General features: G+C 40.8%; 13 protein-coding genes. 9 read left to right on the plus strand and 4 right to left on the minus strand.

The window, feature by feature from the left end; all coding sequences use genetic code 11:
- Positions 1-263 precede the first annotated feature (263 nt).
- The 4 genes from ACOVQQ_RS05315 to ACOVQQ_RS05330 all read right to left on the minus strand — a co-directional run bounded on the left by ACOVQQ_RS05315 (position 264) and on the right by ACOVQQ_RS05330 (position 4,677).
- Complete coding sequence (locus ACOVQQ_RS05315) at positions 264-2,519, minus strand: polyribonucleotide nucleotidyltransferase (RefSeq protein ID WP_421817269.1); 2,256 nt, start codon at positions 2,517-2,519, stop codon at positions 264-266.
- 172 nt (positions 2,520-2,691) lie between these two features.
- A complete protein-coding gene (rpsO, locus tag ACOVQQ_RS05320) occupies positions 2,692-2,961 on the minus strand; it encodes a 30S ribosomal protein S15 (protein ID WP_094487111.1) in 270 nt (89 codons plus the stop codon).
- Between the two features lie 190 nt (positions 2,962-3,151).
- The gene (locus ACOVQQ_RS05325; RefSeq protein ID WP_421817270.1) at positions 3,152-4,096 is read right to left on the minus strand and encodes a toxin-antitoxin system YwqK family antitoxin; all 945 of its coding nucleotides are present in this window, start codon (positions 4,094-4,096) and stop codon (positions 3,152-3,154) included.
- Between the two features lie 125 nt (positions 4,097-4,221).
- On the minus strand, positions 4,222-4,677 hold the full coding sequence (locus ACOVQQ_RS05330) for a GAF domain-containing protein (RefSeq protein ID WP_421817271.1): 456 nt from the start codon (positions 4,675-4,677) through the stop codon (positions 4,222-4,224).
- 68 nt (positions 4,678-4,745) lie between these two features.
- Here ACOVQQ_RS05330 and xrtF point away from each other — a divergent pair, with 68 nt between their 5' ends.
- The 9 genes from xrtF (at position 4,746) to ACOVQQ_RS05375 (ending at position 12,519) form a co-directional block, all read left to right on the plus strand.
- A complete protein-coding gene (gene xrtF / locus ACOVQQ_RS05335) occupies positions 4,746-5,285 on the plus strand; it encodes an exosortase family protein XrtF (protein ID WP_421817272.1) in 540 nt (179 codons plus the stop codon).
- Positions 5,275-5,730: an exosortase F system-associated membrane protein gene (locus tag ACOVQQ_RS05340; protein ID WP_421817273.1), complete on the plus strand. Its 456-nt coding sequence runs from the start codon at positions 5,275-5,277 to the stop codon at positions 5,728-5,730. The genes xrtF and ACOVQQ_RS05340 overlap by 11 nt, the downstream gene beginning before the upstream one ends.
- A 112-nt stretch (positions 5,731-5,842) precedes the next feature.
- Entirely contained in the window at positions 5,843-6,259 is a 417-nt protein-coding gene (locus ACOVQQ_RS05345; RefSeq protein WP_421817274.1) for an HYC_CC_PP family protein, read from the plus strand.
- Positions 6,260-6,305: 46 nt separating this feature from the next.
- A complete protein-coding gene (locus ACOVQQ_RS05350; protein WP_421817275.1) occupies positions 6,306-8,309 on the plus strand; it encodes a TonB-dependent receptor plug domain-containing protein in 2,004 nt (667 codons plus the stop codon).
- Between the two features lie 9 nt (positions 8,310-8,318).
- Complete coding sequence (locus ACOVQQ_RS05355) at positions 8,319-8,657, plus strand: heavy-metal-associated domain-containing protein (RefSeq protein ID WP_421817276.1); 339 nt, start codon at positions 8,319-8,321, stop codon at positions 8,655-8,657.
- 1 nt (position 8,658) lies between these two features.
- Positions 8,659-9,390: a heavy-metal-associated domain-containing protein gene (locus ACOVQQ_RS05360; protein WP_421817277.1), complete on the plus strand. Its 732-nt coding sequence runs from the start codon at positions 8,659-8,661 to the stop codon at positions 9,388-9,390.
- A gap of 151 nt (positions 9,391-9,541) precedes the next feature.
- Positions 9,542-10,240: a DedA family protein gene (locus ACOVQQ_RS05365; protein ID WP_421817278.1), complete on the plus strand. Its 699-nt coding sequence runs from the start codon at positions 9,542-9,544 to the stop codon at positions 10,238-10,240.
- 1,045 nt (positions 10,241-11,285) lie between these two features.
- Positions 11,286-11,918 (plus strand): hypothetical protein, encoded by a 633-nt coding sequence (locus ACOVQQ_RS05370; RefSeq protein WP_421817279.1) that lies wholly within the window; start codon positions 11,286-11,288, stop codon positions 11,916-11,918.
- A 4-nt stretch (positions 11,919-11,922) separates the two neighbouring features.
- Complete coding sequence (locus tag ACOVQQ_RS05375) at positions 11,923-12,519, plus strand: hypothetical protein (protein ID WP_421817280.1); 597 nt, start codon at positions 11,923-11,925, stop codon at positions 12,517-12,519.
- Positions 12,520-12,666 lie beyond the last annotated feature (147 nt).

Consider the following 12,666-nt stretch of genomic DNA (forward strand, 5'->3'; position numbering starts at 1 on the left):
AAAAAAATACTTTTTAATTTTTGTCATTTTACTTAATATAAACTTTTGTTTTTTATTGATTTTTCGTACGGTATTCCCGCGTGACGGATTGAGGCGGTATCCTTTTCGCAGAGCAACGCGGCGCGAAAAGATATAGCCGAAAGCCGGACGGCGCGTGCACTATGTTCCTTTGGGTAACTGCTTTTTTGCGCCGGCACGCCCCAATTAAATCCAAAAAAAAGACCGCCAATGCAGCGGTCTTCTTTATTATTCGAATTTTGTATTTATTCGGATTTTTCTTCGCGGTTTTCGCGCGGTCCTCTGTTGTCGGGTCTTGGGCCTTTGAAATCTTTTCTCGGTCCGCGATCGTCGTTTCGTGGCCCGCGGTTTTCATCGCGCGGCGGACGATTCTCGTCTCTCGGAGGTCGTGGCAACAAAGCCTTTTTCGAAACGCGTTCTTTCTTCGTTTTCGGATCGATACCCATGTATTTCACCTCAAAAACATCGCCCATATTTACCACATCGGTAACGTTTTCTGTACGCTCCCAAGAAAGTTCCGAAACGTGTAGTAAAATCTCGTTTCCTGGAGCTGCCGTATATTCTACAACTGCACCGAAATCTAAGAGCTTAATCACTTTCACTTCGTAGGTTTCGCCCACTTCTGGTTTGAAGATAATGCTATCAATTTTGGCCAACACCGCTGCAATTCCGTCTGGATCGGTACCTAAAATTTCAACAACGCCTTGTTCGTCAACTTCATTGATAACAATAGTTGTTTTGGTAGCTTTTTGCAATTCTTGAATCACTTTTCCACCCGGTCCGATAAGGGCTCCGATGTATGCTCCTGGAATGGTACGCATAATGATTTTAGGTGCAAATGTTTTCACATCGGCACGTGGTTGCGCCATCGTTTCGGTAAGCTTGCCCAAGATGTGAAGTCGACCTTCACGTGCTTGATCCAAAGCTTTTTCCATGATGTCGTACGCCAAACCGTCGATTTTAATATCCATTTGACAAGCCGTTATACCGTCGGCAGTACCGGTAACTTTAAAGTCCATATCCCCTAAATGATCTTCATCACCTAAGATGTCCGATAATACCGCCCAACGTCCGGTTTTACTGTCGCTAATCAATCCCATGGCAATACCTGAAACGGGCTTAATCATTTGCACACCAGCGTCCATCAGTGCTAAAGTTCCCGCACAAACCGTTGCCATTGACGACGATCCGTTGGATTCTAAAACTTCTGAAACGATACGTACAGTGTACGGGCAATCGGCAGGAATCATGTTTTTCAAGGCACGTTGCGCCAAGTTTCCGTGTCCGACCTCACGACGCGACGTTCCGCGTAATGGTTTTGCTTCTCCGGTTGAAAACGGTGGGAAGTTATAGTGTAGGTAGAATTTTTCTTCTCCTTGTTCTGAAGGCGAATCGATGATATTTGCTTCGCGCGAAGTACCCAAAGTAGCTGTTGCTAATGCCTGAGTTTCACCTCGTGTAAACAAAGCCGATCCGTGAACACGTGGCAAATAATCCACCTCGCACCAAATAGGTCTGATTTCGGTAGTTTTTCTGCCGTCGAGGCGAATTCCTAAATCAAGAATTACGTTTCTAACGGCTTCTTTTTGCGTTTTGTAAATGTACTTGCTGATTAAGTCGCCGTTTTCTGCCAATTCTTCTTCGGTAAAAGTAGCTTTAGCCGCTTCTTTAATTTCAGAAAAACGCTCGCCACGTTCTTGTTTTCCTGTTCCCGATTGCGCCACTTCGTAGTATTGGTTGTACACCAACTCGTGAATTTTCGCTTCTAATTCGGCATCGTGACGTTCTTCTTCGTAGGTACGAACCTCTTTTTTGCCAAAAGCATCGCGTAAACGCTCTTGTGCATCGATTTGAATTTTGATGGCTTCGTGTGCAAATTTGATGGCTTCCACCATTTCTTTTTCTGAAATTTCTTTCATTTCACCTTCCACCATGGCAATGGTATCGCGTGAAGCACCGATGATCATATCGATGTCGGAATTTTCGAGTTGTTCTTTACTCGGATTGATTACGAATTGGCCGTTGATACGACCTACGCGCACTTCTGAAATAAGCGTAGGAAACGGGATGTCTGATAGGGCAAGGGCAGCAGAAGCCGCAAGACCTGCGAGTGCATCGGGCATTACGGATTCGTCGTGCGACATCAGTTGAATCATCACTTGCGTTTCGGCGTGATAATCGTCAGGGAAAAGAGGTCTGAGAACGCGATCTACTAGTCGCATGGTAAGCACCTCAGCGTCGCTTGGTCGGGCTTCTCTTTTGAAGAATCCGCCTGGGAATCGTCCAGCGGCGGCGAATTTTTCGCGATAATCTACGGTTAATGGTAGAAAATCAACGCCAGGGCTGGCTTTTCTTGCGGAAACAACCGTTCCGAGCAACATGGTGTCGCCCATTCTAATTACAACAGAGCCGTCTGCCTGTTTGGCAAGTTTTCCGGTTTCGATTGAGATGGTTCTTCCGTCTCCTAAATCGATAACCTCTTTAAATACGTTTGGAATCATAAAAATTTAATTCACTTGATTAAACAATGGGTAGCTGTGTTGTTGTTGTAGTTGTGTGCGCCCAATGAAAAACCGTACTTTTTTTCTGCTTTTGGCAATTTGACTATCAGTTGTTTAGGGCTGAAAGTCGTGTAAAAAAAAGAGGCGCGTAAGCACCTCTTTTCCCTTTTGATTATTTTCTAATATTCAATTCCTTGATGATTTCGCGGTATCTGTTGATATCTTTGTTTTTCAGATAATCAAGCAAGCTTCTGCGCTTTCCTACCAACTTCACAAGAGAGCGCTCCGTGTTGTAGTCGTGGCGATTCTTTTTCAAGTGACCTGTTAGGTGGTTGATACGGAATGTGAACAAAGCGATTTGACCTTCAGCCGAACCTGTGTTTCCAGCTGAACCGCCGTGCTTTGTGAAAATTTCTTCTTTTACTTCTTTAGTTAAGTACATGCTAATATTGTTAAAATGATTATTATGTATGAATTGTTGTTTTTGCAATTCGGCTGCAAAGGTATGGTTTAATTTGCGTTGAGCAAAATAAAATTTGAGAAACCGTTTTCTTTAGGACAGTTTCCAGTTTGTATTTGGGAGCATTCTGGTGTTTTACACATGTAAATATGAAGTAATTGCGCTCTTTTATCTAATTGCTGGCTTGTATGTTAATAGGAAAGGAAATCGTATAGCTAATTTTCTTGCCCAGTTTTGTTGCTGGTTTTACATCCTTTAATCGAAGTAATGCGATTTTGATGTTCTTTTCCAGCGTGGCGTCGAGTTTATCTGGGAAAGTAACATTAGAGATACCTCCCTGCAGACCAATTGTTAAGTTTGTAATGACTTTAATATTAGAAGTTAGATTCTCTGGTATGATTAAATTTTTTACCAAGTGCTTCATTATTTTTTCCTTACCACCATTGTCTATTGGAGACGTAAATAATTCTGTAAAATTTTCAGAATTGCCGGTTTCATCGATATAAATACCGTCGGTAAAGGCATTATTGGCGTAATTTAATGTCCATTTTTCTTTGTTATTTGCACTTGTCAAAATCCAGCTGCCGTCGCGATATCCGTCTTTGATTGTTCCTTTTTCCAAAATTTCGTAACCAAAAATCTCCGTAGTCGTGCCCTCGTAAGTGCCATTTCCGTTCGATACTTGGTGATTTCCATTTGCGTCCCAGAAATTATCGATTTTTAAATTTTGGATTTTATTGTTTTCAGGGATGTGGTACGATCCTTCAAGTTGTTTTTTTCCATTCGGATACCATAATTCAGCGGCACCACTAGGCATATCTTTTTCATAAGAGATTTTACTTTTTATTGTCCCATCGGGAAAATATGCGGTAACAATTCCTGTTTTTACCCAAGTATTTGGTTCTGCACTTTTGCCTTTGGCAATTAAAATCCCGTCTTTTGAAAACTGACTCACTTCAAAACTTCCCGATGAATCTTGGCTGCCAATACTTGCGTATGATTGGTGTTTGCCGTAAGCCGTTTTTTGATCGAGTGAATCTAGATAGATGATTTGTGCCGATTCTTGGCAGTATGAATTAAGTGCGAATAGAAGTAGTAACGTTGGTAGGTATTTCATGAGTTTTTGAAAATCAATTTTTAATCAAATTGGTAATTTTCTGATTCCTCTGCGAGCATAAGCAAAAGTTTGCCGTTAGTAATGCTCCAAAACAAAGTTAAACCTCGCAGCTTTTATCGATTTAGTTAATACAATTTCGCAACTTCCACATTCACCTGCTCCAAAAAGCGCTCGTCGGCAACACCGAAAGCATCGAGGGTTTCAGAGTCGATGTCGATCTGACCGATATTCGCGCCATTTACGAATAAGGGCACAACTATTTCCGATTTTACCGTCATGCTGCATGCAATGTAATTGTCCTGCGCACTCACATCCGGAACCACAAAATTTTGATTCGAAACCGCTACTTGTCCGCAGATTCCTTTTCCGAACGGAATAACTGTATGATCGGTTTCTGCACCAGCGTACGGACCCAAGATAAGTTCTTCTTTATCGCCGTTTCTAAAATAGAAGCCAACCCAGTCGTAATAACTTATGTTTTCTTTTAATAAATCGCAGATTGCTTGTAACTTTTCTGTTTTGGTCGTAGCTGCATTGGCGCCAATTTGCTGCACTTGATCGAGTAATGCCGTAAATTCCATTCGTATTTTTTTTGCAAAGGTATTACAGGAACTCGCATCGATTTACATACTTTTGTTAAAAAAAGGAATTGAATTATTATCAACAATATAAGCCGTTTATACACTTTCTTGGACGCTTTTTCTTGTCGTATATTGTAGCAACTGTTGTATATCAAACCTATTTAAGATCATTAGATTTAGCGATTTTCGAACCCGATTTTTTTACTAAAATCGTTACCGAACAAAGCGTGTGGCTTTTAAACGCCTTAGGTTACGTAGCATCGATGGGGCCGAGCATCAACGAACCCGCTTTTCGCATTTACCTAGGCGCCGAGTCTGTGGTACGCATCGTCGAAGGCTGCAACGCGGTTAGCATCATGATTTTATTTACCGCGTTTGTGATTGCTTTTACCGGTAAATTGAAATCGACCGTTCTCTTTATATTAAGCGGAGTATTAATCATTCACTTTTTGAATATTGCCAGAATTGTTGCACTGATTTTGGGACTGAATGCATATCCCGAATACGGAAATTTAATGCACGATGTTGTCTTTCCGTTGCTGATTTACGGTGTAACGTTTGTGCTCTGGATTGTTTGGGTAACTAAATTTTCGAATTATGCTAAATAAACTGCTCCAACATAAATTACGTGTTTTGCTTTTTGCCGTGTTTGTGGTTTTATTAGCTGCAGTTCGTGCATTTGAAAACGATTTGTTCTACGATCCGTTTATTTACTTTTTTAAGAAAGATTTTTACGGAAAGCAATTGCCGCACGCCAATACGATGCTTTTATCGCTGAGCATGCTTTTTCGATATTCACTCAATACGCTCTTTTCCCTCGGAATAATCTACGCCTTGTTTAAAGACTGGAAATTAGTTCGATTTTCGGCAATTCTTTACGGAATTTTCTTTTTGGTTGCGATGTTTATCTTCCTAGCCATTTTAGTGTGGACGCGAAATGAAAACCTGATGCCCATGTTCTACGCTCGCCGTTTTATCATTCATCCGATTTTAGTTTTGCTGTTCGTGCCGGCTTTTTACTTTCAACGAAACACAATTGTCAAACAAAAGTAAATTATCCGATTTCTCTCTAATTTCTGGCGACGTTCTTCGTAGAACAGCTACATTAAGAAGATTTTAAGTAAGCATTTCAGTTTTTTAAGACAGACCTCCATATCTTTGTACTGTGAATTTTAAGAAGTACATAGCGATTTTCTTAGCACTGACGGTAATGAGTACCGCTCAGGGATTCGCATTTACCGCTCATTTTTGTGGCGATAAATTAGCTTCGCTCGATTTCTTTAGTCAAGAAGACAATTGCGAACCGGTTGCCAAAAAAGATCAAGGATGTTGCGCTATCAAAGCAAAACAAGACAAACCTTGCTGTACCGACAAAAAAGTAGAGCTAAAAGCCAAAAAAGATTTTCTGGTTGAAAAGTATCCCGACTTTTCTGCGGTGGTCGCAACAGCTTTCCAATCGCAAGCCCCAAAATCTGTACTTGTAACAAAGTGCGCGGAAGAACAAATCTTAGAACTACTTCCCGATGCGCACGCACCACCATTTTATATTCTGTTTTGTGCGCTAAAAATTCATTTGGGTTAAATTATTGGTTTTTGAATCAGTAATTAACTTTTAATGAATTTTTATAATGAATAAAATAAAGGTTTTGTGCCTTTTTGCACTTGTGTTTAGTGCTACTACTTTCGCGCAAGACACCTTACAGGAAGTAAATCTAAAAGCGAACGAACGCTCGCTGAAACAACTGAAAAAGCCCGCAGCCAACACCTATGTGATGACAAAAAAGGAGTTGCTGAAAGCTGCATGTTGTAATTTAGCAGAAAGTTTCGATACCAATCCGGTTATCGATGTTGCTTTCGCAGATGCACTAACCGGCGCAAGGCAAATAAAAATGCTCGGCTTAACATCGCCGTATCTTACAATCACTGAAGAGAATATTCCGTCGGTTCGAGGTGCCAGTCAGGCTTTTGGTTTGTCGTTTACACCAGGCACGTGGATTCAGAGTATTCAAATTACAAAAGGTGCCGGTTCGGTAGTCAACGGTTTTGAAAGTATTTCCGGACAAATTAATACCGAATTACTTAAGCCGTTCGAGGCCGAACGATTTTTCGTCAATTTCTACGGCTCTTCCGATGCGCGATTTGAACTCAATACGCATATTTCCCAAACCCTATCGCAGCGATGGAAATCACTTTTGCTGGTGCACGGAAATGCACGTGTTGTTCAAAACGACATGAATCACGATGGTTTTCTCGACAATCCAACCGGACAACAAGTCAATATTCTCAATCGGTATCAATACACCAACAACGAAAAAGGAGTCGTCGGATTTTTTACGTTCCGATACTTAAACGACCAGAAAATAGCCGGCCAAAAAGATTTTCGCGACCATGCCGGATTTCTGCACGACGGGGCTTGGGGTTCCGAAATCAATACGCAGAGATTCGATGCGTCAACTAAAGTTGGCTACGTGTTTCCAGACATGCCGTTCCAATCCATCGGATTTCAAAACGCATTTTCTTACCACAATCAAGAAGGATTTTACGGACTGAATCAATACGGAATTAGCCAAACAAATTTCTATTCAAATTTGATTTTTAATTCTATCATATCCAATACGTTAAACAAATTTGCAACGGGTTTGTCGTTTAATTTCGATCAGTATCGCGAAACGGTTCGTGTGCCCAATTTCGTGGCAAACCCGCATCGCATCGATACTTCGGTTGGTGCTTTCTTTGAATATAGTTACGACAATACCGACGATTTTAGTGTAGTAGCCGGTGCTCGTGTGGATTATCACAACCGTTTGGGTGTTTTTGCTACACCGCGTTTGCATGCACGCTACAACCCTTGGGAAGGCGGTACACTTCGCGTTAGCGCCGGACGCGGAAAACGCATTTCCAATATCTTTGCCGAAAACCAACAGTTTCTTGCCAGCAATCGAATTTGGAATGTAGCAAGTGGCAACGGCGAAATTTATGGACTAGATCCAGAAATTGCTTGGAATTACGGTTTTAGCTATGCACAATCATTTAAACTCTTTAAACGTAGTGCCAATATTGGTGCCGATATTTACCGCACCGATTTTCAACAGCAAGTGGTTATTGATCCGTACCGAGCCAATGAATTATCGGTTCGTATGCTTCAAGGCGATTCGTTTGTTAATGCCGTACAGCTCGATTTTAGCATCAACATCTTAACGCATCTGAACTTGCGAACTTCGTATAAATATTACGACATGAAAACCGATTTTGCGTCGGGTGCAAATCAACGACCGCTCCAAGCAAAACACCGTTTTTTTGTAAACGGCGAGTTTTCGACACACGAACACGAAAATGGTTCACGCTGGAAGTTCGATGCAACGTATAATTGGCTCGGATCGCAAGTATTACCTACCACAACCGATTTGCCGCAGAGGTCGGCTGCATTCGGTACGCTAAACACCCAAGTAACCCGCGTTTTCTCCAAAGTTTTCGAAGTGTACGGCGGCATTGAAAACGCAACAAATTTTAGACAACCTCAAGTAATTAGTGGTGCTAACGATCCGTTTGGCAACAATTTCGACGCCTCGGTAGTTTATGGCCCTGTTTTTGGAAGAATGTATTACGCAGGATTGCGTTTTAAAATCAATTAACTTTATATCATGAAAAATTTAGTATACCTCGTTTTATTGTTTGTAGCCTTTTCCGCACAAGCACAACAAAAAAATAAAAATGCAAAAGTAAGTGTCGAAGTAAACGGCAATTGCGAGCAATGCAAGAAACGCATCGAAAAGGCTGCATACAGCGTACCTGGTGTTAAATCGGCCGAATGGCATATCGACGACAAGGTTTTACACCTCATCATAAACGAAACCAAATGTTCGGTAACCGATGTTGAGAAAGCGGTCGCGAAAATAGGGCACGACACCAAAAATGTAAAAGCCGACGACGAAACCTACAACAACCTACACCATTGTTGTAAATACGATCGCAAGGAGTGATATGCGTACCATATACCATATAAACGGACTGACGTGCAAGAGTTGTAAAGCAACCGTCGAAAATACATTGTCGGTTTTGCCCGATATACAACACGTTTTGGTCGACATGGCCGAAGGAAAGCTCGTAGTAGATGCTGCTGTTCGCTATTCGGCAGAAGCACTAAACGAAGCCTTGCCCGGAAAATATACCGTTACAGCCTACCACGAAGTAGAGGAACCCACGCCTGTAAAGCAGAAAGTAATCGAAACCGAAGCTGAGGTTTCTAAATTAAAACAACTGTTTCCGCTTTTTTTAATCTTCGGATTTCTTTTGCTCGGAACCGTTCTCGGCACCGTTCCCGAGTTTGAACCCAAACGAATGATGCTGCTTTTTATGGGTTTGTTTTATCTCGTTTTCTCGTTTTTCAAACTCCTAGATGTAAGCGGTTTTGCACAAAGTTTTGCCATGTACGATCCGATTGCCGCCAAGAGCCAGGGCTACGCGCGCGCTTACCCGTTTCTGGAACTGCTTTTAGGCATTTTGTTTTTGCTTGAAATTGCAGTTGTTCCGGCGATTATAGTGAGTTTAATAACGTTAATTCCCACCACTTTAGGCGTAACGCGAACCTTATTGCACAAGCAAAAAATCCGCTGTGCCTGTTTGGGAACCGTGCTTAAATTGCCGATGACCGAAGCAACTTTTATCGAGAACAGCATCATGATCGTTTTGGGAGTGGCTATGTTGTTCGGCTAGTTTGTAGTTGATTGACCTTTAACGTTCTGAAAAGGGAGCGGCTTTCAAATCGCTTAAAAACGCGTTAATAAATTGGTAAACACAGTGGCTGCGCTAGGCAGTAGCCGCATTAATTAGTATTTTCGCCCATACAATCACAAAACAAACACAGATGGAAAATTTTGAATGGAAAAACTTACTAGACCCGTTGTTCTATATTCATTTCGATATAAACGGTCTAAAAGTTGGCTTATTCATCGTGTTGTTTATCGTTTTTGCCGAAACCGGTTTGTTCGCGGGTTTCTTTCTTCCCGGTGATAGCTTGCTTTTTCTAGCAGGTATCTACAACCGAGAACTGGTGGAAAACGTGGTTTTTATCGAAAGTGCTTTTTTAAACGTTACCCTTTTATCTACACTCGTAGCAGTTGCCGGAATTTTGGGCAACATTGTAGGTTATTGGTTTGGTGCCAAGAGCGGTTATTATCTGTATAGTAAAGAAGACAGTTTTTGGTGGAAGAAAAAGTACTTGGTTCAGTCGAAAGATTTTTTCGAAAAGCACGGAGGTCGCGCCATCATTTTTGCGCGTTTCGTTCCCATTTTCCGAACCTTTGCACCCATTGTGGCAGGTATTGTAAACATGGATCGCAAAAAGTTTATGTTTTACAATATTCTAAGCTCTTTCGTTTGGTCGTTTTCGCTCATTTTCGCCGGGCATTATTTGTACGGTTTCTTGTTGGAGAATTATCAAATCGACTTAAAAGAACACATCGAAGTTATTGTTATTGGCTTAGTTGCTGTTACTATGATTCCGGTGATTTACAAGTTCGGCAAAAAATCGGTAGCGCCAACAAACGAAACCGATCCGGAATAGTTGTTAACGGTAATTATTTTTAGGGCCTAATCCGGCTATACACTGCAAGCTTTGTCAAAAAGCCGAGCCTCACAAACAAAAAAAGCGCTTCCGTTGGTCGCGCTTTTTTTGTTGTTCGACTTTTCGGCTTTTTTTTCAAAGGCTTTCCGTTGCTATCCGGGGCAGGGTAGGAGATTTCGAGATTTCGAGATTGAAAGAATAAAAAGAATTTAAAAAATGGAAAGATTTCTTCTTTGTGAACTTTGCGTAAATCTTTGCGTCCTTTGCGGTTAGCCTTCGACAAGCTCAGGCACCAACCTTCGACGGGCTTAGGCATTGAGGGAGCAGAATGTTCCACAAAGTGGTTCACAATGTTCACAGTGTCCGACCTTCGTCGAGCGCAGGCACCAACGATAGGTAGGTTCGGTAGGGCATAAGGATACGTTCAGTGGCAAATTCATCAAAGTCTTAATACTTAGTATTCAAATCTTGATACTTAATACTCCAATCTTAATACAGAAAACCGATTTGCGCTTTTTTTCAAAGACTTTCCGTTGCTTTCCGTTGCAGGGCATAGATGCTGTTTTTTAAGTTGATTCCAAGCGTGCGTGCGATTTAAGAATTGTAGTCAGCGATCATTTAAAAAGTTGGTGAACATCAATTTGATCTTTAGAATATACGTACGAACGAATGTTGTTTTTAAGGCAGAACAAGTCAAAAAAATATTGCAAATCAGCGCCACAGAGTTTTGTTTTAGAGCTGTTTTGGCTTAATAACGTTTTATTAGGTCTATTTTATAGGCCGTATTGGTATAACAGGCCTGAACTTTTTTATTTGAGTTATCGAGATAGCTTAAGGAAATACAACGACGAAAGCGACGGTTTTAAGGATTAGCTTTAATTTTTTTGAACGAGGATTTTTCCAACGATATTATAAAATATTCATTTTAAGCGTTCTAACATGAATTTTTATGTTAAACTCATGTTAATTGGTTATTATAATGTATAAAGCAACCAACTAAATTGTTTCTTTTGTATCTGTTAGTAAAATAGAAATCCACAAACCGATGCTGAAATTCCTTAATAGAGTAAATCGTAAAGTACGCACTTGCACATTGTTACTATTTGTTTTAGCTTTTGTGGTGAGTTGCGGCCCACCTTATGATGGCGATGTGATTGTAGAAATAGAAAATGAGTTTTTTAATAGCAGTAATGAGCCTATAGCTGGTTTGGCTGTGGAATATCAAGTCTCACGATCCTACGGTACAGATGATTCGTTCAGTTTTGTGACCGATGAAAATGGCGCAATTAGATTTTCGATTTTTAATCCTAGGGGTGATTTTCGGATTTACACAACTTCATTTCTCGAAAATTCTCGCACTTTTACCATGGCCAAACTGAAGCCCGATCGGTTGAACTCACAGAGATTTTATGTTTTAGCGTTCGATGAGGTTGTCTATTTCGAGTTGCGATTTAGTTCAAGTAATTTTCAGCGCTCCATTTCAAATATTGAGTTGTCGGGTATAGGAAATTATGCAATAAATCGCGATGATCCCGAAGTATTTAATTTAGAATTGAAGAAGAATCAAACAATAACCATTTCATATACTGTTTTTGATTCGTATGACAATAGCTCAGAGACCTTTTCGATTGTTCGAGAGATTGGTACAAATGACATTTCTGAAACCCTTCAATTCTAATCTCATGAAATACATTTGGGTAGTAATTTTTAGTGCAGTTGTCGGAAGTACGGCAGCACAAAAGGCTGTTAAGCAAACTTCAACGTTCAATCCAAAATTAAGGATGTCGATGTTTACACCGGTAGAATTTGGGGAGACCGCCTTCAATAAATACTATAATAACGGCTTCGGATTTGATGGCAACGCTACTTTTTACAGAAATCATAATTTTGAATTTGCTATCGGAATATCGATTATAGGTAGAGAATTTAACGGTGCCCAAAATTTTTTGCCGCACTCTCGGATCACACAACACATTTACTATTTTCAGGTTGCACATCAATTTTATTTGCGTTCTAAGCTTGCGCTCACGCCAAGTATTGGTGTAGGGCATGAGCGGGTTGTTTACCGGGAAGACGGCAATAAACTAGCCATTTCTAATATGCCCAATCTGAAGGCGGGTGTGTATTTAGACTACAACCTCACCGATTCTTTAGGTTTTTTTACAGCTTTGCATTTTTCTTACTCTGAAAATGATATTTCAAAGGGTACCTCGCCATTTATTAGAGAATATGAGAAAGCATACGGACTAGTTTTGTCGTTAGGCGTCGAGTTTGATTAATTTGCTGCCTATCATCAATCAGAACAGTTATCTTTATGATTTGAAGATTGTTAAGAACTGCGGGTGTTGATGCGAATAGCATCGCCGTTTGCATTGTGCTTTTATTTTCTGTGACGGAATTTGCGTTAGCGGTTGGAGCGACATCCT

This window comes from Flavobacterium sp., from assembly GCF_049240005.1.
Classification (GTDB): Bacteria; Bacteroidota; Bacteroidia; order Flavobacteriales; family Flavobacteriaceae; genus Flavobacterium.